Origin of the sequence: Streptomyces sp. NPDC093089, assembly GCF_044754405.1 — a bacterium.
Classification (GTDB): Bacteria; Actinomycetota; Actinomycetes; order Streptomycetales; family Streptomycetaceae; genus Streptomyces.
The window spans coordinates 168,457-190,860 of sequence record NZ_JBIVPA010000003.1 but is presented as its reverse complement, the minus strand read 5'-3'; the positions used below and the strand labels follow the sequence as shown (position 1 = coordinate 190,860).

Here is a 22,404-nt window from a genome sequence, read left to right as displayed (position 1 = left end):
CGATGCGCGCGGGGGGCGTGCCCGCTCTCGAGATCCGCTGCCGGTCCGCCGGACCGCTATATCTTCCGAGGGCAGGACGGCGACAACCACTCCGCACCCGACCGTAAGGGCCCGCCACCGTGACCGGACGCATCCCCGAGCCAACCGTGAGTTCGAGTCCGCACGGGCCTGTCGGTGAGCGCCGCTGGCCCATGGCCGCGGCTGTCGTCGCGGCCATGCTGCTGACCGTCCTGCTTCCCGACGACCTCCGTCTGGCGCCTCGCTGGTTGCTCCCGGCCGTCGAGGGACTGCTTCTGCTCGCGCTCATCGCCGGCGACCCGGGCCGGATCGACCGTCGCTCGACGGTACTGCGCGGCATGTCGATCGCCCTGGTGGGCGTTCTCGCGCTCAGCGCCGTCTGGTCCACCGTCCAGCTGGTCGACGACATCCTCCACGGCGGCAAGGAGACCGCCTCCGCCACCAGCCTGCTGCAGAGCGGCGGCACGGTGTGGGCCTGCACGGTCCTGACCTTCTCCCTGCTCTACTTCGAGCTCGACTGCGGCGGGGCGGCGGCGCGGGCCCACCACATGCCCGCAACGCCCGCGCTCGCCTTCCCGCAGCAGCTCAACCCCGAACTGGCGCGTGCGGACTGGCGGCCCCAGTTCGTCGACTACCTCTACCTCGCCCTCACCAACGCCACCGCGTTCAGCCCCACCGACGTGATGCCCCTGGCGCCGTGGGCCAAGATCATCATGGGTGTCCAGTCCCTCCTCTCCCTGTTGATTCTCGGCCTGGTGGTCGCCCGCGCCGTCAACGTCCTCGCCTGACCCGCGGTCACGGTCACGAGGGCTCCGGCCGGTCGTTATCCGGGAGGGGACGCTGACCGAGACGAGGGGCGTTGCGTGGGTGTCATGACGTCCTGGGCGGACAGGTTCCGGTTGCGGCAGTACGTCAAGGCGAGCCTGTGGATCGTGCCGATGCTCGGTATCGTCCTCGGCATCCTTCTCGCCGAGCTCTCCCTGGCCTTCGACGACACGGACTGACTGCCCGGCGACTGGCACCACTCCGCCGCGACCGCGAGCGGTGTGCTCACCGCCATCGTGGGCGCGATGGCGGCGCTGCTCGGGTTCGTCGTCACCATCGGCGTGCTGGTGGTGCAGCAGGCCACGGGCACCCTCTCTCCCCGGTACATGCGCCTCTGGTACCGGGACCGGTTGCAGAAGGCGGTTCTGGCGACCTTCACGGGGACGTTCTCGTTCGCCTTCTCCCTGCTGCGGGAGATCGAGTCCGACTCGGTTCCGGACACGGGGGTCTCCCTGGCCGGCACGGCGGTGGCCGTCAGCCTGGTGCTTCTGCCCGTCTACCTCAACCGGTTCACCCACAACCTCCGGCCGGTGGCCATCGCGGAGCTGGTCGAACGGATGGGAGAGGCCGTCCTCGACGCCGGGGCGGCCGAGGTCCGGGGCGCCGCTGCCCACGGGGCCGAGGCCGTGCCCTCCAACGGCCCGGTGACACACGTCCGCACCGTCCGGGCCGGTGCGGTCCCGGCCTTCGCCCTGCGGGTCCTCGTCGACATCGCCATCCGGGCGTTGTCCCCGGCGGTGAACGACCCGACGACCGCGGTACAGGTGATCAATTACATCGAGGCGTTCCTGCACGTGGTGGGCCGGACGCCTCTCCCCGGTCGTTACGTGCTGGCCGATGCCCACGGGAACGCCCGGCTCGTGCTGCCGGGGCGGGACCGGGACGCCTACCTTCAGCTCGCCGTCTGCGAGATCATGGAGTACGGAAGCTCCTCCCTGCAGGTCTGCCGGAGGCTCCGGGCCATGCTCGATGGCCTGCTCGACACCCTGCCGCCGCAGCAGCACCCTCCGATCCAGAAGCAGTTGGCCCTTCTGCGGAACTCGGTCGAGCGGGCCTTCACCGATCCGGGCCGTCGGGCCATCGCCCAACAGGCCGACCTCCAGGGCGTCGGTGGGCAGTCCCCCTCCTGACGACGGGTACCCTCCGTGCGGTGTCCGGCGACCCGGCTCCGGTCGGCTCCGACGGCGCCGTCCTCACCCCGTCGGCGCACGAACACCCTGACCGGTGACGACCGACGCTTCGACATGCGCTTCACCACACGCGGGTGAACCATGGAGAGAGGTCGCGCGTGCGGCAGCCGCAGCCGAGGGGGAAGTCGAGGCAGCTGTTCCGGCTCCGATCTCCAGAGGTGGCGAGCGTGGACGTTTTCGATGCCGTCGTCGTCGGTTCGGGTTTCGGCGGGTCCGTGACGGCGTATCGCTTGGCCGACGCCGACCTGAGCGTATGCGTCCTCGAAAGGGGGAAGCCGTTCCCGCCGGGGTCCTTCCCCCGCAGCCCTCACGAGGCGGCCAAGAACTTCTGGGACCCGGATTCCCGGTTGTACGGGATGTACGACATGTGGAGCTTCTCGAAGATGGACGCGCTCGTGTCCAGCGGGCTGGGCGGGGGGTCGTTGATCTACGCGAACGTGCTGATCCGCAAGCCGGAGAGCTGGTTCGTGAACGAGCCGTTCGACGGCGGCTACGAGAACTGGCCCGTCACCCGTGAGGCCCTCGATCCGCACTACCAATCCGTCGAGACCATGCTGGGCGCGCGGAAGTACCCCTTCGACGTGGAGCCCTACCGGAGCACGCCCAAGACCCTCGCCATGCGCCGGGCGGCCGAGCGGCTGGGTCTTCCGTGGGAACTTCCGCTGCTGGCCGTCTCCTTCGGAGATCCCCCGGTGCCCGGCGCCCCCCTCGACGGCGGTGAGGACAATCTGCACCACAGCCCGCGCTATGCGTGCAGGCTCGTCGGCGAATGCGACCTGGGCTGCAACTCCGGCAGCAAGAACAGTCTGGACTTCACCTACCTCAGCGCCGCGCACCGGCTCGGGGCTGACATCCGAACCCTCTGCGAGGTCCGCTCGTTCGAACCGGTCCGAGAGGGCTTCCAGGTCTCGTACATCGAGCACCGCGCAGCCGGGGACGAGGATCCGTCAGCTCCTCCCGTGCTGCGGACCGTCAGGGCCAGGCGGCTGGTCCTCTCCGCCGGCACCCTCGGCACGACCTATCTGCTGTTGCGGAACCGCAGCGCCTTCCCCGCGCTCAGCCCGACGCTGGGTACGCATTTCTCCGGGAACGGGGACTTCCTCGGGCTGGTGCTCAAAGCACGGGAGAGACGTCAGGACCGGCCCGGGGAAACGGTGCCGCACCTGATGGAGCCGAGTTTCGGACCGGTCATCACGAGTGCGATGCGGGTGGACCGCAAGGGAAGCGGTGAGAGGGACCGGGGGTTCTACATCGAGGACGCCGGGTACCCGGAGTTCCTCAACTGGCTCGTCGAGCACAACGTCCTCACGATGTCCAACCGGGTCGCGAGGTTCCTGCTGCGCCGAGGGTGGTCGCAGCTGACCGGAACCGCACGCAGCCGTGTGGGACGACAGCTCGGTGACGCCATGGGCAAGGGGCTGTTCACCGCGACGTCCCTACCGCTGCTCGGCATGGGAAGGGACGTCCCCAACGGCCGGATGTTCCTCCGGGACGGGCATCTGGACCTCGACTGGAAACTGGCCGCGTCCGATCAGTACTTCGACCAGATGAACGAGACCATGGAGCGCGCGTCCCGCAGTCTCGGCGGATGCTACGCAGCGAATCCCCTGTGGCTGCTCAACCGCCTCATCACCGTGCATCCCGTGGGCGGCGCTCCGATGGGGCACACCGCACGGGAAGGCGTGGTGGATTCCTTCGGCCGCGTGTACGGCTACCCGGGACTGTCGATCGCCGACGGCTCGGTGCTGCCCGGCCCCGTCGGCCCGAACCCCTCGCTCACCATCGCGGCGCTGGCCGACCGGTCGGCCGCCCGCATCGTCGAGGACCACCGGCAGAATCCCGAGGGCCCCTCATGACGACCGGACAGGGCACCACGCCCCCCAGCGGATCCCCGCGCAGATCCCTGCTCCTCGCCGGCGGCGGGCTGAAGGTGGCCTACCAGGCCGGCGTCCTCCAGGTCCTCCTCGACGAAGCAGAGTTGACGTTCGACCACGCCGACGGCGCCAGTGGGGGTGTGTTCAACCTCGCGATGTACTGCCAAGGGATGTCCGGGCGCGAGATCGCGGACAACTGGCGCACGCTCTCTCCGCTGAAGGGCGTCACCCCGAACTGGCGCGAGCTGCCGAAGGGGCCCTACGCCCGTTCCCTCTTCACCCTGGACGGCTACCGGCGTCGCGTCTTCCCGGACTGGGGGCTGGACTGGGAGCGGATCCGGGCCACCGACCGTGAAGCCACCTTCAACCTCTACAACTTCAGTGCCAACGAACTGGAGCCGGTGACCGCCGACCGCATGGACGAGGACCGGTTCTGTGCCGGGGTGGCGCTGCCCATGTGGTTCCCCCCGGTCGTGATCGACGGGCAGACGTACATCGACCCGGTCTATCTGACCGACGCGAACGTCGAGGAGGCGATCCGGCGGGGCTGCGACGAACTGTGGATCATCTGGACGGTCAGCCGACGACACCGCTGGCGCAACGGCTTCGTGGCCAACTACTTCCACATCATCGAGACGACGGCCAACGGGCGGCTGCAGCACTGGCTGCGCCGGATCGAGGCCAGCAACGCCGCCATCCGCGACGGGGAGGAGGGAGAGTTCGGGCGCCCGATCGAGGTGCGGCTGCTGAGCGGCGAGGTCCCCTTGAACTACCTCGTCAACTTCAGCCGGGACCGTTTCGCCCAGGCCGTGGAACTCGGAGTCGAGCATGCACGCCGCTGGTGCACGGACCAGGGGATCCCCTGGAAGCCGGGTGGACCTCCGGACCTTCCCGACGACCCGACCCGCATGCGCTTCACCGAACGCATGGTCGGCCGTGTCGTCTTCGGGGAGGGCGACGCCCGGAAGGCGGCCTCGTCGGCGGGCGGAGCCGCCGCTGACATCGCCCTGCACCTGACCGTCGACATCAGGGGAATGGACCGCTTCCTCGCCGGCCCGGAGCACGAGGCCGAGCTGCGCGGAGAGGTCCGCTGCCAAGAGCTGGGCGGGCGCCTTCCGGTCGAGCGCGGAACCTTCCAGCTGTTCGTGGAGCACTCCGACCCGCAGCACCTGCGGATGCGCTACCGCCTGTTCTTCAGCGACCGGGCCGGTCACCGGCTCACCCTCAGCGGGTACAAGGACGTCAGCGAGGACTCCCGTCGTGGGATCTGGAAGGACACCTCCGTCCTCTACACGCGCGTCCTCCGCGGTCACGTCGACGCCGACGAGGAGTCCGGAGCCGAGTCGGTGGCCGCGGGAACCGTTCACATCCGCCCCGCCGACTTCCTGAAGCAACTCACCACCTTCCGGGTCGAAGCCCCGACGCTGCCCGGCAGGGTGACGACCCTGGGACGGTTCGGGCAGTTCTTCCTCGGCAAGCTGTGGGACGTGTACGCGCAGAACGTCCTGCCCTGGTCCCCGCTGTGACCGAGGAGGAGCCGACGTGGACTTCCATGAGCTGCGCAGACAGGCGGAGGCGCTCCGGTTCACCCCTCAGGAGCCGGTGCGCTGGCTCGCGCCGAAGGAGCTGGCGCGTACGGCGGTCAAGGTCTGCCTGGCCGCCGTCTTCGCCGACTACTCGGACAAGCGCGAGATCCAGGGCGCGCTGGAGGCCGGTCTCCTGCGGGCGCCGTTGGCGAATCCGGACGCCGAGGAGATCTGGATCGACTTCGTCGCGGACCTCGGCGACGGATTCGAGGCGACGGCATCGGTGGCGTCCGCCCTGGGGGCGGACCGACTCGCCGTCGACGGGCCCGGCCCGCTCCCCCGTGGCTCGCTGCTCGTCCTCGGCGGGGACCAGGTGTACCCGGTGGCGTCGGCGACCGCCTACGAGGACCGGATGAAAGGGCCCTACCGCGCGGCGCTCCCGTCGGCGCCGGACGAGCCGCTCCTGGTCGCGCTGCCGGGCAACCACGACTGGTACGACGGACTCACCGCGTTCCTGCGGATGTTCGCCCAGGAAAGCGTGATCGGCGGCTGGCAGACCCGACAGACCCGGAGCTACTTCGCCGTGGAACTGCCGCAGCACTGGTGGCTCGTCGGGCTGGACAGCCAGCTCGGCACCTACTTCGACGAGCCGCAGCGCCGCTACTTCGAGACCCACCTCTCGCCGCGGCTGTGTCCGGGTGACAGCGTCATCGTCTGCTCGGCCGAACCCACCTGGGTGAGGAGTGACGAGAGACCCGACGCCTTCAACTCCCTGCACTGGTTCGACCGCAACATCGTACGGTCCCGCTTCGACCGGACCACCCGGAAGCAGGAGGAGACGGGCGCCTCGATCCGGCTGTGGCTCACCGGCGACAAGCACCACTACGCCCGCTACGCGGAGCGGCTGCCCGACGACCGGGCCGGAACCGACGACGACCTGCCCCCGGACCCCCGGCGGCGCCAGATGGTGACGTGCGGCCTGGGCGGGGCGTTCCTCTCGTCCACCCACAGGCTCCCGAAGGCCCTGCCCCTGCCGCCGGCCACCTCGCGCATGCAGAAGAAGGACCGGCCGCCGACGGCGTTCGCCCTCGCCCAGCACACGTATCCGGACGCGGCGGAGTCCCGCTCGCTCGCCCGCGCGATCGCCAAGCCCTGGTCGCGGTACTGGCTCCCGCGGCGGAACCCCGGATTCGCCGTGCTGGCCGGAGCGGTGCAGATGGTGCTCGTCCTGATCATGAGCGGCGCGTTCGCGCTGGCCGAAGGCCGGCACAATCCCGTCGGGGCCCTGCGGAGCGCCGGTGCCGACGACCTGCTCGGCCTGCTCTGCACGAGTGCCGCCCTCTTCGTCCTGCCCTTCGTGATCGGCTGGTGGAGAGGGCTGCTGCGCGAACGGCGCCCCAGGGCGCCGTCCGGTCCGGTCGTGGCCGTGCTGTTCCAGGCGGCGGTCGCCGCCGCGGCCCTGTCCGTCACCGTCGCCATCGCCCGGTCGGTCCCGTCCTCCTGGAACGGCTTCGCGTTCCTGGCGATCCTGCTGGTCGTCGCCGCCGTGACGGGCGCTTCCCTCGGCTCCCAGCTGTTCGCCCTGTGGGTGCTGTGGACGAACCGGGGCCTGGTCGCCGACTGGCAGATGTCCGGGCAGTCCCTCGACGACCACAAGGGCTTCCTCCGGATGCACCTCGCTCGGGACGGCACGCTCACCCTCTACCCGCTGGCACTCGACGGGACCTGCCGGAACTGGGAGTTGGACGAGGTCGCGGACGCGGACGGCGTGTGGAAGCGTCCGGTGCCCGAGCCGGCTCCGACCGTGCGGCTCATCGAGGATCCCGTGGTGATCGTGCAGCACGGCAAGGGGTGACCGCGGGGAGGCACCGGACCGGTCTCGGGTGGTGTCCTGACGGGCTTGCTCTGACGGGCCCGCTCTGCCAGGCCGGGATCCATCGGGCCGCGCCCGGCGGGAGGCTCACCGCGTCGTCGGGCCGGCGTCTCTCAGCCGCGTGCGTCCTGAGTGAGGCGGCTGACGACTTCGTCGTGCTCGCGCACCGCGATCCGTGACAACTTGGTCAGCATCATGCCGTTGCGGACCGCGACGATGTAGTCGACGGGCAGTCCGTGCATCCGGGTACCAGGACCGCGGAGCGGATGCCAGTCCAGGATGAACAGCGTGTTGTCGCCCCAGGGGATCAGGTTCATGGCGATGCGTGCCGCGCCGAACGGATGGGCCCTTGCCTCCAGCTCCAGGCGGTGCCCCGGATCGCAGATGCGGACGACGCACGTGTCGTCGAGGGTGAGGGGACCCACGCCGACCCGGACGCGCAGGCGTGCGCCCACCTGGGGCCAGTGCGTGTCCGCCGCGAGGACCTGCTGGGTGCCCGTCACCCATTCCCCGTAGCGATGGCCGTCGGACAGCAGGTTCCAGACCTCGGACGGCGAGCTGAGGATCAGACGGCGGTTGCGGGCCACATCGACCACGCTCCTTGACCAGGTGAGGATGCGGAAGCACAGCGAGTCGTAGCCCGGGGCCGCTTCACGGCGAACCGGCGCTGTCGTCGCCGCGTCGCGCGCGGAACACCTCCTCGGTCACGGCGTGCCCGTCGACACTATCCGCATCGCGCGCCGCGAGCATCCGCAGCGGGAGTCGAAGCGGGCGGGCTGGGCCTTTGCCATCCGCCGGCGCATTCCGTCCATCCCGCCTCCGTCATCGCGAACTCGGTGAACACGGTGTCGGTCATCGCGGTCTCGCTGGTGTCCCACGGACTGCACCACGAGCTCGGTCACTGACGGAGTCTTGCGCCGCGCCGGTGGGAGCGAGTACATGTCGAGCATGAACATGCCAATTCGGGAGACCCGCCTCGATGCGGACCCGCGGTTACGAATGCGCCCGGTAGGGACCGCCTCCCCCCTGAGGGCCGGACCACTCGCCGTGGTCCTGCTCCTCCTGGTGAGCCTCGTCGGAGTACCCGCCGTGGCCAGTGCCGCGCAGCCCGACGCCCCCGCCCGCGCCCTCTCGGCGACGTCGGACGCGAACGGCGCGGCCGTGGCCCAGGCCCGGGCACGCTGGGGCGACCGGAGGCTCGACGAGGTCTCCTTCCTCGGCACCCACAACGCGTTCACCAACTACGAGGACTCCCGATGGAGTTCCGTGTCGCAGTCCGAGTCCCTGCGCCATCAGCTCGACAACGGGGTACGCGGCCTCAGCCTGGACACCCATTGGTACGAGCACAGCACGTGGCTCTGCGTCATCAGCTTCGGCAGCGACTGCTATCCGAGCGACGTCCACCTCTGCCACGGCGAGTGCAAGACCTTCGCCGGAGCCACGTACGCGCTGCCCCGGCAGTCCTTCCAGAGCAGCATGCAGACCGTGGTGGACTTCCTCGCGGCGAACCCCCAGGAAGTCGTGACCGTCTTCCTGGAGGACTACGTCGGCGCCCAGCAGCTCGGCAACTCGCTCGGCCGGGTACGCGGCCTCGACCAGCTGCTCTTCCGGCCCGACGCGTGGAACGTGCGCCAGCTGGGGTGGCCGAGGATGACCGACCTCGTCGGCTCCGGGAAGCGTCTGCTGATCTTCAGCGACGCACCCGACCGCGAGTACCTCGGTGTCATGTACGACAAGGCCTGGACCGTCAGCAACTTCTGGAGCCTCGGAGACCTCGGCAACGACCTCTCCTGCGTCAGCCGGTGGTCCGACGTGCCGTTGGACCGTCAGGAGCCCGGTTTCCGGCGGCTCTTCACCATGAGCCACCACCGGAACGTGCCCACGGTCATCAACGCCGCCCTCGACAACGGGACCAAGCTGCGCGACCGCATCGACCGGCAGTGCCGCCCGGCGGCCGGTGGCCGCGACCCGAACTTCGTCTCGGTCGACTTCCACCGGGTGTCCGACAGCAGCGGCCACGCACCGGCTTCGATCGTCGCGGAGCTGAACGCCCGGGACTGAAACCCTGTCGCAGGTCCTCACCCTCGACGACACGTGCACCGCCTGCGGCACCGGGACGGACCTGCCCCTTCCTCCGCGCTGCCGCGCCGGGCCCGCTCCCGCGCGCGGCCCGGAGGCGCCGGATCGTGGTGTTTCAGGGGCGGGTGCCCGTCGTCGGGAAGGCGAGGCCCTTCGGCGGGAAGGCGAGGCCCGTCGGCGTGCTCAGGCCGGTGGCCGGGAGGGTGGTCTGACCACCACCCGTCTCCTGGACGCGGACCACCCGGTCGTTGAAGCCGTCGGCGATGTACAGGCCGCCGCAGCCGTCGAGCGCGAGGCCGAGCGGATCGCTGAGACCGGTGGTGGGGACGGTGGTCTGGCCGCCGCCCTCCGCGATCTTGACCACGCGGTTGTTGCCGGTGTCCGACACGTAGAGGCGGCCCGACGCGTCCCAGACCATGCCCGTCGGCCGTACGAGCCCCTCGAAGGGCACGGATGTCTGATCGCCGCCCCGCGTGGGCAGGGCGACGACCCGGTTGCCGCCGTAGTCGGACACGGACAGGGGCGCGTGCGCGGAGGTCCGGCCGTCCTGCGGCGGGGTCGCGCCCGCCGCCGTCACGGGCAGCGCGCACAGCGCCGCGAGGCTTGCCGCGGCAGCGAGCCGACGGATCCACCGGCGCGTGGCACGCCCCTTCGAGGGCGCGAACGTCACCGTTCCGGGCCCGACCGCCGTACGTACCATGACTCCCCATCGGGTCTGAGCGGCCGGCCCGCTGCCGTACCTGCGCCGACCATAGGAAGTGGCGCCGGAAGATGCGGGAACCACGCCGCCCGCCCTCCTCCGGGCCACTCCGACGTCCGGGGCGGACGCACGACGGCGAACCGCGGCGTCGGGGGCAGGGCCGGCCGCCGAGTCGGGGACCCCGCACCCGCCTTCGTGGCCCCCGCCCCACGAAGGCGAAGCACACGGGGCAGCACGGCCCCACCGCCGTCCCACCACCCGGTGTGGTCAGTCGAGCAGGACGCCGGGGTTCAGGATCCGGTGGGGGTCCAGGGCGTCCTTGGCCGCGCGCAGTGCCAGCGCGAAGGGCTCCGGGCGCTGGAGGTCGTAGCCGGCGCGGTGGTCGCGGCCGACGGCGTGGTGGTGCGTGATCGTGGCACGGTGGCGGTGCAGGACCTCGCCGGCGACGGCCTTGATGTCGTCCCAGACCTCGACCTCGTCGCCGGGGCGGCCGGCGACGGCCACGGTGAAGTAGGGGGCGGCCCCGTCGGGGTAGACGTGGGTCAGGCGGCAGTTGACGGTGGCCGGGTGTCCTGTGGTCTTCAGGGCGGCGGCGCCCACCTCGGTACGGACGGCGTCGATCAGGGCGGGGATCCTGTCCCAGGTGGCGGCGGTCTCGAAGGTCTCGACGACGGCGCCCATGCGGGCCAGGCCGTCACGCAGGTAGGGCATGCGCAGGAACGCCGAACGCCAGGCGCTCACGGCCGAGCCGGCCGAGGCGTCGCGGCCCGCCGGGGGCGTCTCGGCTCGGCCGCTGTGGGCGCGGGCCAGGTCCACCGCGCTCGCGAGGCGGTCGCCGACGGGTCCGGTGGCGGATTCGAAGCCCAGGACCAGGACGGAGGAGCCGTCGTGGGAGGCGCCGGAGAGGAGGGCTTCGCCGGCGTCGAGCAGGCGGCAGTTGGCCGGGGCGAGGTCGGACTGGGCGATGGCGCGCACGGCGTCCAGCGCGCGGTGGAAGTCGGTGAAGGCCACGGACGCGGAGGCTTTGTGGCGGGGGCGTTCCTGCAAGCGCATCCATGCCTCGGTGATGACGCCGAGCGCGCCCTCGGATCCGAGGAAGAGCCGGTCGGGCGACGGACCGGCGCCGGAGGCGGGCAGGCGCCAGGACGTACCGGCTCCGGCGGGTGTGACCACCCGCAGGGACTGCACGAAGTCGTCGATGTGGGTGCGGCCGGTGGCGTAGTGGCCGCCGGCCCGGGTGGCCAGCCAGCCGCCGAGGGAGGAGAACTCGAAGCTCTGCGGGAAGTGGCGCAGGGTCAGGCCGTGGGGCCGCAGCTGTTCTTCCAGCACGGGGCCGAGGGCTCCTGCCTGGATGCGAGCCGAGCGGCCTGCGGTGTCGATCTCCAGAACGCGGTCCATCGCGGTCAGGTCGAGCGACAGCACGGCGCGGTGGGCATCGCCGCGGTACTCCACGCCGCCGACCACCGAGGAGCCGCCGCCGAAGGGAATGACGGCCACGTCGTGCCCGCCGGCCCAGTCCAGCAGGTCGGCCACCTCCCGGTCGCCGGTGGGGTGGGCGACGAGGTCGGGGATCCGGCCGGGACGGGCGCGAAGGGCCCGGATGACGTCGCGGTAGGCCTTGCCCATGGCGTGGGCGGCGCGCACCCCCGGGTCGCCGGTGACCAGGTGCGCCAGGGAGGCCGGGGGCGTCACGGCGGGTCGGGCGATGGTCAGGTCGGCGATACGGGGTATCGGCAGCGGGCGGGCCAGGGTGCCCGGAAGCAGGGCCCCCGTCGCAGCGCATTCGGCGTCGTCGGGGTGGGCGTCGGCATAGCCCCAGCCCCACCAGGAACGGGTGCGGGCGGAGCGGGGCACAGAGGGGATCGCGGACATGAGAGTGCTCCCGGTCGGAGTCCAATGGAACTTACCCAGCGGTAAATTACCTTAAGGTAAGATCTCCTTCCATGACAACGCCCTCCTCCAAGGCCGGCACCAAGGGCGTGCCGAGAGCCGATCGCGAGCAACAGATCCTGGCCGCGGCCACCGAGGAGTTCGGCCGCCACGGCTACGAGGCGACCACCGTGGCCGCCATCGCCGTACGGGTCGGCGTCACCAAGCCGCTGCTGCACCAGTACTTCGGCAGCAAGCAGGACCTCTACCTCGCCTGCCTCGACCCGATCGGCGACCGGCTGCTGGACGCCATCCGCACCGCCATGGCCGGACACGACACCGACGCGCCGCCCACCCCCCTGCGCGTCCTGAGCGCCCTCTTCACCGCACTCGACGGGCAGCGCGAGGCCTGGTTCGTCCTCTACGACCCCACACTGCCGCCCGGCAGCGACGCCGCCCGGCGCGCCGCGCACTACCGCGACGCCATCGACGGCCTCGCCGCGACCGGCACCGCCGAACTCCTGCGTACGGCCGGAACCACCGACCCACTGGACGCCGACGCCCTCACATACGCCTGGCGCGGCCTGTGCACCGCTCTGGTCCGCTGGTGGATCGAACACCCCGACCAGTCGCCCGAAGCCATGACCCGGCGCTGCATCCGGCTCACCGAGGCCGCCCACACCATCCTCGCCGCCGGCGACGACACGTGAGCCGGACCGGTGGCCACCGTTTCCGCCGCGCAGCGGGTCGCCCGGTCCGCCACCACGGACAATGAGTTCTCCGGGAGACTCCGGCAGGCGCCGCCGCCACCCGGCTCCGGCACTCGCACGGTCCGCCGGACAGGTTCTCAGGAGGGGAAGCGTGACAGAGATCAGCAACACCCGATCCGACGCCGAGGAAGCACCAGGGGCGTCGCGGAGCCGATTGCAGCGCGTGATGCGCTACCTCCCCTTGATCGCCCCCGTCCTGCTGTGGGCCGTGCCGTGCTGGATCCTCCTGTACACCGGTCAGCACTGGCCGCTCCCCGTCACGCCGGCCGGCACCGCGCTCTTCGTCCTCGGCCTGACCGGAATGCCGCTCGCGATGGCACGCGGCCACGGTCGTCGCCAGCAGGACCGGGCGGCAATCGTCGGTGACACGCTGCTGGGCGGCATCTGGGTCCTGTTCACCTGGTCCGTTCTGCTCGGCGTCTTCTTGCGGCTCGTCCTGACCGTGGCCGGTGTCGGTGACGGACAGGGCCGGGCGCGCATCGTCACCTGGGCCGTCCTCTGCGTGGCCGCCGTACTGCTCGCATGGGGGTACGCCGAGGCCCGACGCGTGCCGCGCGTGCGCCGACTCGACGTGCCGCTCCCGCGTCTGGGGGCCGGGCTGGACGGCACCCGAGTCGTTCTGATCACCGACACCCACTACGGTCCGCTCGACCGCGCCCGCTGGTCGGCACGGGTCTGCGAGACGGTCAACAGCCTGGAAGCCGATCTGGTGTGCCACACCGGTGACATCGCGGACGGCACGGCCGAACGCCGTCGCGCCCAGGCCGCTCCCCTGGGCACCGTGCGGGCGACGCGGGCCCTGGTCTACGTCACCGGCAACCACGAGTACTACAGCGAGGCCCAGGGCTGGGTCGACCTGATGGACGAGCTCGGCTGGGAGCCGCTGCGCAACCGGCACCTGCTGCTCGAACGCGGCGGTGACACCCTCGTGGTCGCAGGTGTCGACGACGTCACCGCCGAGTCCTCCGGACTGGCGGGCCACCGCGCCCACCTCGCCGGAGCCCTCCAGGGCGCCGACCCCGACCTGCCCGTCCTCCTGCTCGCTCACCAGCCCAAGTTCGTCGACCGGGCGGCGGCCCACGGAATCGACCTCCAGCTCTCCGGCCACACCCACGGCGGCCAGATCTGGCCCTTCCACCACTTGGTCCGCCTCGACCAGCCCGCCGTCGCCGGCCTCAGCCGCCACGGCGCTCGCACCCTCCTCTACACCAGCCGCGGCACCGGCTTCTGGGGCCCGCCCTTCCGTGTCTTCGCCCCCAGCGAGATCACCTTGCTCGTACTCCGCTCCCCGGAGCGGTCCACCTCGCCGTAAGCGCGAAGCCCGGCGGCCACTCGTCGTTCGGCGCGCGGCGCATGGGGCCGGTCGGTGCACCGGCAGGCCAGGACGGCCGGTGCACCGACCCCGTGGCGGGGTGCCCCTTCCCTTCCTCGGATCGCGGACCATACTGGTCGGGCCCCGATCGCCCACCGAACGGTTCCATGGACAAGAACAGCACTTCATCGACCACCGTCCCCGACACCGCCTGGCTCGGGCGTGGGCGTCATCTCGGGCCGGAGCCCGAGCTGGACGTCCGGCGCAACCTGATCGCCCTCAAGGCGGCCGGGGTGATCGACGACTTCCTGGACCTCGACCCCGTCGAGGCGGCGCGGTCCACCGACCTGTACCCACGGGACGAGGCCGCCGACCCCGGCCCGTCCGCCCGCCGCCTGTTCGAGGCCCGCTGGAGCGTGGCCGACGACGTCACGGTGCGCGCCCAACTGACCACGTACGAGCCCGGGTCCCGCCGCACGAAGAGCGAGGGCGTCACCTGGGTCCTCGCCGCCGAGGCCGAGCGGGCGTGGGAAGCGGGCTGGCCCTCGCCGGCCACCGTGTTCTGGCCCGACAGCGACCGGGTCGCGTGGGACCACGAGACGGTGCCGGACGTGCGCCTGCGGTCGGCGAACTACCTACCGAAGGACGACGACGAGGTGCGCCGCCTGCTGCGGGCCTGCACGCGGCAGAGCTGGTTCGTCCATGTCGTGGTGCACGAGGCGATGACACCGGACGCCTTGGGACGCCGGCCGATCACGGCGTTCCTGCCACCGAGCCTGCGGCACCGGGTGGTCGAGCACCGGGCCACGCCGGACCAGGCGCTGATCGCCGACTTCGTGATGAAGCGAGAGCTGGGTGTGGGGATGCCGCGCGGCGGCGCGGTCGTCCTGCCACCGACACCGCAGGCAGTCGGTTACGACGCGGAGCGCTTCACCGTGCGCAATGTCTTCCTGGACGGCACGGAGCCCGTCGAACTCCTCGGCAAGATCGAGGAGTTCGCCTCACTGCCCCAGCCGATGCCGGCCGACGCCGAGCAGGCCCTGACACGGCTGCGCCAAGGCTGGCACCTGCTCACCGACGCCGAGGAACTGGTCCACGCACGGGCCATGGTCACCAGGTACGCCACGGCGCTCGAAGCCATGACGGCGTCCTGCGACCTGTACCGGGAGGCCGCCGAGTCGGCGCTCGAGGCCCTCGCCGAGGCGACGGGCGGCGACGGCGCCCCGCGGACGGCATCGCCCGCGACGGCCAAGGACGACCCCTCGCCGTGGAAGGCCCTCACGAAGACGTTCACCCGCTTCCGGGGCCAGAACCCCCAAGCGCCGGACACGGAGGTCCAGCAGCGTCCGCACGACCGGTGAGATCGAGATGGGGCCCTCGTTCGTGCGTCGACCCCGCGTCGCCGCGGGCCGTCGGTCACGAGGGGGGCCGGCTCCGTGCCGCCCGAGCGGCCCGGAGCCGGCCGCGTGGGCTCAGGCGCCGTTCCGGGCGGCGGTGGCGCGGCGGCGCGTCCTGATCAGGACGCCGGCAGCGGCACCGCCGAGGAGCAGCGCGCCGAGGGCGTACGGGGTGCCGCTGCCGCCCTCGTCCGCGCCTGCGCCGGCGGCCCAGCCGAAGCCCGCTTCCACCGCGCCGACCGGCTGGCCGTAGATCTGATAGGTGACGGTCTGCTTGATGCGGGGCGGGCACTTGAGGGTCACCGTGTCCGTGCCGGAGGCGGCGTCCGACGGAAGCGTGAACCTGCCCACCAGGACGCCCTCCCGGTCGCCGGGCAGGAGGTGGAACTTCCCGCCCGCGACCGACTCGCCCTTGCCGTAGGTCTCCTTGCCGCAGGCGGTCGTGCTGACGGTGACGGTGGTCCCGGGGGCCGCCTTCCACGGATTGACCCGGACGTCACCGCCGGGCGCCGCGACGGCGGGGGACGCGGACAGGACGAGGGCTCCCAGGACCAGGGCGAGCTGGGGACCCGTACGTGCGAGACGCATGCTTCTTCTCTCCTTCGGCGGAGCTTTCCCGGCCGGCTGGGCAGCGCGGCGCGTGTGCTGTGCTCCGTGCACGAGAAGATCCCCGACCGGTGAGCACCGCAACGCGAGATTCGCGCGCGCTGTCCCCCGGTCGGGGGCTTGATCCCTCCTGCCGGTGATCATTTCCGCAGGTCAGAGCAGCTCGTACGGTGCTCGGAATCGGTCGGTGTCCTGCGCGCGAACGGGCTAGACGCGAGGATCACCAGCGGCGTCGGTGCCGTCTGGTCCTGTTCGCGGCGGAGGCTTCCAGCCCTGTCGTGCCGGCCAAGGGGAAGCGGTCAGTCCCGGCCCAGGATCGCCGTGAGGGCTTGCCGCATCGCCGCTCCGGGATCCGCCGACGCCCCTTCGGACCGCCACGCGACGAACCCGTCGGGGCGGACCAGCACCGCGCCGTCCGGTGTGACGCCGTGGACCTCCGTCCAGTCCGTCTCGCTCGCGGGGGTGAGTTCCGCGTCGGGCCCGGCGCCGATCCGGTACGAGTCGAGCGGCACCGACAGCTGCTGCGCGACGCGTGTCGCCGCCGCGTGCCAGTCGCCGGCGCCGTCCTCGGAACTCAGCAGGACCAGGGACCGCTCGTACAGATCGAGGGTGGAGACCCGGGTACCGGCGCGGTTCAGCCACATGTGGGGTGCCCGGCTTCCGGGTTCGCCCGTCAGGCGCAGTCCTTCGGGCACGACCGGCATCGCCGGGTCGGTGCCCAGGACGGCGCCCTGCGGATAGCGGTAGCCGAGCACCTCGTTGAGGATGCCGCTCTTCTTCCCCTGGGGGCCGCCGGATCCGGGGCCGGGGGCGTACCCGGGGTGGCTGTGTTCGACCGACCGCGCCGCGGCCCGGGCGCTCGTCGTCTCCGCGACCGGTCGGCGCTCCGCGCCGTAGGAGGCGAGCAGACCGGGGCCGGCCCAGCCGCCCAGTACGGCCGCGAGCTTCCAGGCGAGGTTGTGCGCGTCCTGGATACCGGTGTTGGAGCCGAACGCCCCGGTGGGCGGCATCTCGTGGGCGGAGTCGCCGATGAGGAACACCCGTCCGTCCGCGTACCGTTCGGCGATCCTCTGCGCCGCGTGCCAGGGAGCCCTGCCCGTGATCTCCACGTCGAGGTCCGGCACTCCCACGGCCCGCCGGATGTGCTCCGTGCACCGCTCGTCGGTGAACTCCTCCAGTGTCTCGCCGTGTTCGGGGTGCCAGGGGGCGTGGAACACCCAGCGCTCCCGGTTGTCGACCGGCAGCAGGGCCCCGTCGGCCTCCGGGTTCGTCAGGTAGCAGACGATGAAGCGCCGGTCGCCGACGACGTCCGCGAGGCCGCGGGAGACGAAGGTGATGCTCACGTTGTGGAAGAGGTCGCCCGGACCGGTCTGCCCGATGCCGAGTTGCTCGCGCACCGGGCTGCGCGGGCCGTCCGCCGCGACGAGGTAGTCCGCGCGGATGGTGGTGTGTTCACCGGTGCCGCGACTCTTGACCTGTGCGGTCACTCCTTCGGAGTCCTGCTCGAAGGACATCAGCTCGGTCGCGAACCGGAGGTCTCCGCCGAGCTCCCCGGCCTGCTTCAGCAGCACCGGTTCGAGGTCGTTCTGGCTGCACAGGCACCACCCGGCGGGGCTGAAGCGGGCGATCCCGCCGCCCGGGTCGATGTCCTTGAACAGCCACTCGCCGACATCGCCCACAAGACTCGGCGTCTGCAGGATCCCGTTGTTGGGCGCCAGGACCGACGCGGCCTCCTGGATGTGCCGCGTCATGCCGGCGCTGCGGAACAGCTCCATCGTGCGGACGTTGTTGCCGCGGCCACGCGGGTGGATCGACGTGCCGGCATGGCGCTCGACCAGTGTGTGCGGCACTCCGAGACGCCCCAGGAACAGCGAGGTGGACAGGCCCACCAGCGAGCCGCCGACGATGAGTACGGGCGTGCGGTGACCGGTTGCTTCCCCGGTCGCGTCGAATCGGTTCATTGCTCGTCTCCGGCGTCGCCTGCGACGCGAGTTGAGGATGGGATGCAGATTCATGCCCTGCGGGGACGGGTTCGCGTGTCCGGGGCACCCGGATGACACGCGGTTCACTCGACCGCTTCATGCGGCTCGCGCGCTGCGGGCGCTCCTGTCAAGGATCGACACATGCTTGCCCCGGCGTATCGGCCGGGCAAGCCGTCTCCCCTCCCCCTCCGAGAAGAGAAGAGGTGTGCCGGATGGCCCCCTCGGGACGCATCTCGCAGTCCGTGTTCGACGGCTCCAGGCTGCGGGTGATCCTCCTGCTCGACCTGTACGAAGGAGCGCAGCAGCAGTTCCTGGACGCGTACGAACTCATGTGCCAGCAGGTCGCCTCCGTACCCGGCCACATCAGTGACCAGCTCTGCCAGTCCATCGAGAACCCCTCGCAGTGGCTCATCACCAGCGAGTGGGAGAGCGCCCCGCCGTTCCTCGCCTGGGTGAACAGCGAGGAGCACGTCGAGACCGTCAAGCCGATGCACAGCTGCGTCCGGGACACCCGATCGATGCGGTACAGCATCCTCCGGGAGACCAACGCCGATCAGCCGGTCTCGCGCACCGCGGCACCGGCCGACGTGCGGGTGGAGCCCCGCGTGGGCGAAGGCGTGGCACGCCATGCCCTCACCTTCACCGTCAAGCCGGGTTCCGAGTCGAAGGTGGCGGAGATCCTGGCCGGGTACGAGTCACCCGAGGCCCAGGTCGACGAGACCACGCGGCTGCGCCGCACCTCCCTCTTCATGCACGGCAACCGCGTCGTGCGTGCCGTGGAGGTGGAGGGCGACCTCCTCGTGGCGCTGCGACACGTCGCCCGCCAGCCCCAGGTGCGAGCGGTCGAGGAGGCCATCAACCCGTACCTCGAGCAGGACCGGGACCTGACCGACCCCGAGTCGGCACGTGTGTTCTTCACCCGGGCCGCGCTGCCGGCCGTCCACCACGTGGTGTCCGACCGGCCCGCGCCGGCCGGCCTGCGCCGGCACGCGCTGTACTACCCGGCCAAGGAAGGCCAGGGGATGGCGCTCGCCCAGCTGCTCTCCCACCAGGACCGGGCCGCCGCGGACGATCCGGACAGCCCGGTGCACAGCAGCACCGTGTTCCAGCGCGACAACATCGTGGTGCGCCTCGTCGACGTCACGGGCGAGCTCGACCTCGACCCCGTCGCCTCCCTCGGGCTCAAGGGCCCCGGGAAGGCAGCGGAGTTGGAACGCCTCCTCGACGGCCCCGCCATCGGCGTCGAGGGCTCCCTGGAGACGGAGCGCAACATCAACCGGCTTCTGTCGCACGCGGACATGCTGCCTGTCACGGACCGTTCGGCGCACTCCTGACGGCCGGCCGCGGCTCGCACCGCGGCCGCTGCCCAGCACGTCACTGTCACATCTGGAGGTAGCAACCATGCTCAAGCAGCGTCCACACATCGTGAACCTGAGCGATACGGAACCCAACCGCAGGCGGGGAGGCGACCTGCGGGCCATGCTCACGCCGGCCACCGTGGGTTCCACCAGCGGCTTCATGGGCCTGGCCATCGTCCAGCCCGGCGAGCGCATCGGCGAGCACTACCACCCGTACTCGGAGGAGTTCGTGTACGTGGTCTCGGGCGCGCTGGAAGTGGACCTGGATGGCGACACGTACGCGCTCCAGCCCGACCAGGGCCTCCTGATCCCGATCGACGTACGGCACCGCTTCCGCAACGTCGGCGACGTGGAGGCCCGCATGGTCTTCCACCTGGGCCCGCTCGCCCCCCGACCGAGCCTCGGCCACGTCGACACGGAGGTCACCGACGAGGCCGAGCTCGCCGCGGCGGGCCCGCACCTGACCGTGCACGACCCGGGACGGGTGTCCGAGCGAAGCGGGGCCATCGAGTGACCCGGCGAGTGGCCGTCACCGGCATCGGTGTGGTCGCTCCAGGCGGCACCGGGGCGAAGGCGTTCTGGGACCTGCTCGCCGCCGGCCGTACCGCGACCCGCGGCATCACCCTGTTCGACCCGGTCGGGCTGCGCTCCCGCATAGCCGCGGAGTGCGACTTCGACCCGGCGGACCACGGGCTGGATCCGGACGTGAGCAGCCACGCCGACCGGTACATCCAGTTCGCCGTGGTCGCCGCCGGGGAAGCCGTCCGCGACTCCGGACTCGACACCGACGCCGAAGACCCCTGGCGCGTCGCCGTCTCCCTGGGCAGCGCCGTCGGCGGCACCACCCGACTCGAACACGACTACGTCCTGGTCAGCGGGGGCGGGCAGCGGTGGGACGTGGACCACCGCGCGGCCGGCCCCAAGCTGCACATGGCGTTCTCGCCGAGCACGCTCTCCTCCGTCGTGGCCGAGCAGTTCGGCGCCCGCGGCCCGGTGCAGACGGTCTCCACCGGCTGCACCTCCGGCCTCGACGCCGTGGGCTACGCCTTCCACACCGTCGCGGAGGGCCGGGCCGACGTCTGCATCGCGGGCGCTTCGGACTCCCCCATCTCCCCCATCACCATGGCCTGCTTCGACGCCATCAAGGCCACGTCGCCCGACAACGACGACCCGGAGCACGCCTCCCGCCCCTTCGACAACAACCGCAACGGTTTCGTCATGGGAGAAGGTGCGGCCGTCCTCGTCCTGGAGGAGTACGAGCACGCCAGGGCGCGCGGTGCGCACATCTACTGCGAGATCGGCGGCTACGCCACCTTCGGCAACGCGTACCACATGACCGGTCTGACCGGCGAGGGGCTGGAGATGTCCCGGGCGATCGACTCCACGCTCGACCAGGCCCGGCTCGACCCCACGCTGATCGACTACGTCAACGCGCACGGCTCGGGCACCCGGCAGAACGACCGGCACGAGACCGCCGCCGTGAAGCGGTCACTGGGCGCGCACGCCTACGACACGCCCATGAGCTCCATCAAGTCCATGGTGGGGCACTCGCTGGGCGCGATCGGCGCGATCGAGGTGGCCGCATGCGTGCTCGCGATGAAGCACCAGGTGGTACCCCCGACGGCGAACTACGAGACCCCCGACCCCGAGTGCGACCTGGACTACGTGCCGCGCACCGCCCGCCCCCGGAAACTCAGGAACGTGCTTTCCGTGGGCAGCGGATTCGGCGGCTTCCAGTCCGCGGTGCTCCTGACGCGATCGGGTGGGAGGACACGATGAGCACTGAACGCCCACGGCGCGCGGTCGTCACCGGGATCGGCGTGATCGCCCCCAACGGACAGCGTGCCGACGCGTACTGGAAGTCCGTCCGGGAAGGGGTCGGCGTCCTGGACCGGATCACCCGTGAGGGGTGCGAGGACCTGCCCCTCAAGGTCGCGGGCGAGGTCCGCGGCTTCGACGCCTCCACCTTGATCGAGGACCGCTTCCTCGTCCAGACCGACCGCTTCAGCCACTACACGATGGCCGCGGCCCAACTCGCCCTCGACGACGCCGGCCTCGCCCGGGACGACCCCGCGGAGCCCTTCTCGTTCGGCGTGGTCACCGCGGCCGGGTCCGGAGGCGGAGAGTTCGGTCAGCGAGAGCTCCAGAAGCTCTGGGGCCAGGGATCCAAGTTCGTCGGCCCGTACCAGTCCATCGCCTGGTTCTACGCCGCGAGCACCGGCCAGATCTCCATCAGGAGCGGCCTCAAGGGGCCGTGCGGCGTGGTCGCGAGCGACGAGGCGGGCGGCCTGGACGCCGTCGCCCACGCCGCTCGGGCCGTGCGACGCGGCACCGGGGCGCTGCTCGTCGGCGCCGCGGAGGCGCCCCTCGCCCCGTACTCGATGGTGTGCCAGCTCGGATACCCCGAGCTCAGCACCGTCGAGGACCCGGACCGCGCGTACCGGCCCTTCACGGCCGCCGCCTGCGGCTTCGTCCCGGCGGAGGGCGGCGCGATGCTGGTCGTGGAGGACGAGTCCCGCGCCCGCGCCCGGGGAGCGGACGTCCGGGCCTTCGTGGCCGGTCACGGCGCCACGTTCACCGGCGCCTCCCGCTGGGAGGAGTCCCGGGAGGGACTCGCCCGCGCCATCCGTGTCGCCCTCGACGAGGCCGGGTGCGCCCCGGAGGAGATCGACGTCGTCTTCGCCGACGCCCTGGGCGTGCCGGAGGCGGACCGCGCCGAGGCGCTGGCGATCGCCGACGCCCTCGGGGCGCACGGCACCCGCGTACCCGTCACGGCGCCCAAGACGGGCATCGGCCGCGCCTACTGCGGAGCACCCGTCCTGGACACGGCCGCCGCGGTCTTCGCGATGGAAGACGGCGTGGTGCCCCCCACTCCCCACGTGTTCGACATCTGCCACGACCTCGATCTGGTGGTGTCCCGCGCTCGGCCCGCCGAGCTGCGCACGGCCCTCGTCCTCAGCCGGGGGCTCATGGGATCCAACGCGGCGCTCGTCGTGCGCCGCGGCGACGACTCCGCCCGGTAGGA

At 71.5% G+C, this 22,404-nt stretch carries 19 protein-coding genes; 14 read left to right on the top strand and 5 right to left on the bottom strand.

What is annotated here, in order from left to right; genetic code table 11:
• Positions 1-191 precede the first annotated feature (191 nt).
• From ACIQFX_RS07805 to ACIQFX_RS07780, 6 genes are all read left to right on the top strand, one after another.
• A complete protein-coding gene (locus ACIQFX_RS07805; protein WP_402459873.1) occupies positions 192-806 on the top strand; it encodes a hypothetical protein in 615 nt (204 codons plus the stop codon).
• Between the two features lie 75 nt (positions 807-881).
• Positions 882-1,022, top strand: coding sequence for a hypothetical protein (locus tag ACIQFX_RS07800; protein ID WP_402459872.1), 141 nt, complete (start codon positions 882-884; stop codon positions 1,020-1,022).
• Positions 1,023-1,973 (top strand): DUF2254 family protein, encoded by a 951-nt coding sequence (locus ACIQFX_RS07795; protein ID WP_402460677.1) that lies wholly within the window; start codon positions 1,023-1,025, stop codon positions 1,971-1,973. It begins immediately after the preceding gene.
• Between the two features lie 227 nt (positions 1,974-2,200).
• Positions 2,201-3,889 carry a GMC oxidoreductase gene (locus ACIQFX_RS07790; RefSeq protein ID WP_402459870.1) on the top strand — a complete coding sequence of 563 codons (1,689 nt, stop codon included), beginning with the start codon at positions 2,201-2,203 and terminating at the stop codon, positions 3,887-3,889.
• A complete protein-coding gene (locus ACIQFX_RS07785; RefSeq protein WP_402459868.1) occupies positions 3,886-5,433 on the top strand; it encodes a patatin-like phospholipase family protein in 1,548 nt (515 codons plus the stop codon). Before ACIQFX_RS07790 ends, ACIQFX_RS07785 begins: the two co-directional genes overlap by 4 nt.
• A 16-nt stretch (positions 5,434-5,449) precedes the next feature.
• The gene (locus ACIQFX_RS07780) at positions 5,450-7,288 is read left to right on the top strand and encodes a hypothetical protein (RefSeq protein WP_402459866.1); all 1,839 of its coding nucleotides are present in this window, start codon (positions 5,450-5,452) and stop codon (positions 7,286-7,288) included.
• A gap of 131 nt (positions 7,289-7,419) precedes the next feature.
• Here the strand turns inward: ACIQFX_RS07780 and ACIQFX_RS07775 are convergent, their stop codons facing one another.
• Positions 7,420-7,893, bottom strand: coding sequence for an SRPBCC family protein (locus ACIQFX_RS07775; protein ID WP_402459864.1), 474 nt, complete (start codon positions 7,891-7,893; stop codon positions 7,420-7,422).
• Positions 7,894-8,353: 460 nt separating this feature from the next.
• Here ACIQFX_RS07775 and ACIQFX_RS07770 point away from each other — a divergent pair, with 460 nt between their 5' ends.
• Entirely contained in the window at positions 8,354-9,367 is a 1,014-nt protein-coding gene (locus ACIQFX_RS07770) for a PI-PLC domain-containing protein (RefSeq protein WP_402459862.1), read from the top strand.
• A gap of 133 nt (positions 9,368-9,500) precedes the next feature.
• Here ACIQFX_RS07770 and ACIQFX_RS07765 read toward each other — a convergent pair whose 3' ends face one another.
• Both ACIQFX_RS07765 and ACIQFX_RS07760 read right to left on the bottom strand, forming a co-directional pair.
• Positions 9,501-10,055 (bottom strand): hypothetical protein, encoded by a 555-nt coding sequence (locus tag ACIQFX_RS07765; protein WP_402459861.1) that lies wholly within the window; start codon positions 10,053-10,055, stop codon positions 9,501-9,503.
• Between the two features lie 297 nt (positions 10,056-10,352).
• Complete coding sequence (locus ACIQFX_RS07760) at positions 10,353-11,957, bottom strand: FAD-binding oxidoreductase (RefSeq protein WP_402459859.1); 1,605 nt, start codon at positions 11,955-11,957, stop codon at positions 10,353-10,355.
• A gap of 71 nt (positions 11,958-12,028) precedes the next feature.
• On the opposite strand from ACIQFX_RS07760, the gene ACIQFX_RS07755 reads away from it, so the two are divergent.
• The 3 genes from ACIQFX_RS07755 to ACIQFX_RS07745 all read left to right on the top strand — a co-directional run bounded on the left by ACIQFX_RS07755 (position 12,029) and on the right by ACIQFX_RS07745 (position 15,397).
• Positions 12,029-12,664, top strand: a complete 636-nt coding sequence (locus ACIQFX_RS07755; protein ID WP_402459857.1) for a TetR/AcrR family transcriptional regulator — start codon at positions 12,029-12,031, stop codon at positions 12,662-12,664.
• 151 nt (positions 12,665-12,815) lie between these two features.
• Positions 12,816-14,036, top strand: a complete 1,221-nt coding sequence (locus ACIQFX_RS07750) for a metallophosphoesterase (RefSeq protein ID WP_402459855.1) — start codon at positions 12,816-12,818, stop codon at positions 14,034-14,036.
• A gap of 167 nt (positions 14,037-14,203) precedes the next feature.
• On the top strand, positions 14,204-15,397 hold the full coding sequence (locus ACIQFX_RS07745) for a hypothetical protein (protein WP_402459853.1): 1,194 nt from the start codon (positions 14,204-14,206) through the stop codon (positions 15,395-15,397).
• Positions 15,398-15,508: 111 nt separating this feature from the next.
• Here ACIQFX_RS07745 and ACIQFX_RS07740 read toward each other — a convergent pair whose 3' ends face one another.
• Complete coding sequence (locus tag ACIQFX_RS07740; protein WP_402459851.1) at positions 15,509-16,021, bottom strand: sortase; 513 nt, start codon at positions 16,019-16,021, stop codon at positions 15,509-15,511.
• Positions 16,022-16,338: 317 nt separating this feature from the next.
• Positions 16,339-18,000 (bottom strand): FAD-dependent oxidoreductase, encoded by a 1,662-nt coding sequence (locus tag ACIQFX_RS07735; protein WP_402459849.1) that lies wholly within the window; start codon positions 17,998-18,000, stop codon positions 16,339-16,341.
• Between the two features lie 233 nt (positions 18,001-18,233).
• On the opposite strand from ACIQFX_RS07735, the gene ACIQFX_RS07730 reads away from it, so the two are divergent.
• From ACIQFX_RS07730 to ACIQFX_RS07715, 4 genes are all read left to right on the top strand, one after another.
• Positions 18,234-19,355, top strand: coding sequence for a SchA/CurD-like domain-containing protein (locus tag ACIQFX_RS07730; protein WP_402459847.1), 1,122 nt, complete (start codon positions 18,234-18,236; stop codon positions 19,353-19,355).
• A gap of 67 nt (positions 19,356-19,422) precedes the next feature.
• Positions 19,423-19,893: a cupin domain-containing protein gene (locus ACIQFX_RS07725; RefSeq protein WP_402459845.1), complete on the top strand. Its 471-nt coding sequence runs from the start codon at positions 19,423-19,425 to the stop codon at positions 19,891-19,893.
• Positions 19,890-21,158 carry a beta-ketoacyl-[acyl-carrier-protein] synthase family protein gene (locus ACIQFX_RS07720; protein ID WP_402459843.1) on the top strand — a complete coding sequence of 423 codons (1,269 nt, stop codon included), beginning with the start codon at positions 19,890-19,892 and terminating at the stop codon, positions 21,156-21,158. Before ACIQFX_RS07725 ends, ACIQFX_RS07720 begins: the two co-directional genes overlap by 4 nt.
• Positions 21,155-22,402, top strand: a complete 1,248-nt coding sequence (locus ACIQFX_RS07715) for a ketosynthase chain-length factor (RefSeq protein WP_402459841.1) — start codon at positions 21,155-21,157, stop codon at positions 22,400-22,402. The genes ACIQFX_RS07720 and ACIQFX_RS07715 overlap by 4 nt, the downstream gene beginning before the upstream one ends.
• Positions 22,403-22,404 lie beyond the last annotated feature (2 nt).

Coding starts and splice junctions, on each gene's coding strand:
- ACIQFX_RS07805 (WP_402459873.1), top strand. CDS start 192: ATGGCCGCGGCTGTCGTCGCGGCCATGCTGCTGACCGTCCTGCTTCCC.
- ACIQFX_RS07785 (WP_402459868.1), top strand. CDS start 3,886: ATGACGACCGGACAGGGCACCACGCCCCCCAGCGGATCCCCGCGCAGA.
- ACIQFX_RS07760 (WP_402459859.1), bottom strand. CDS start 11,957: ATGTCCGCGATCCCCTCTGTGCCCCGCTCCGCCCGCACCCGTTCCTGG.
- ACIQFX_RS07755 (WP_402459857.1), top strand. CDS start 12,029: ATGACAACGCCCTCCTCCAAGGCCGGCACCAAGGGCGTGCCGAGAGCC.
- ACIQFX_RS07745 (WP_402459853.1), top strand. CDS start 14,204: ATGGACAAGAACAGCACTTCATCGACCACCGTCCCCGACACCGCCTGG.
- ACIQFX_RS07740 (WP_402459851.1), bottom strand. CDS start 16,021: ATGCGTCTCGCACGTACGGGTCCCCAGCTCGCCCTGGTCCTGGGAGCC.
- ACIQFX_RS07735 (WP_402459849.1), bottom strand. CDS start 18,000: ATGAACCGATTCGACGCGACCGGGGAAGCAACCGGTCACCGCACGCCC.
- ACIQFX_RS07730 (WP_402459847.1), top strand. CDS start 18,234: ATGGCCCCCTCGGGACGCATCTCGCAGTCCGTGTTCGACGGCTCCAGG.
- ACIQFX_RS07725 (WP_402459845.1), top strand. CDS start 19,423: ATGCTCAAGCAGCGTCCACACATCGTGAACCTGAGCGATACGGAACCC.
- ACIQFX_RS07715 (WP_402459841.1), top strand. CDS start 21,155: ATGAGCACTGAACGCCCACGGCGCGCGGTCGTCACCGGGATCGGCGTG.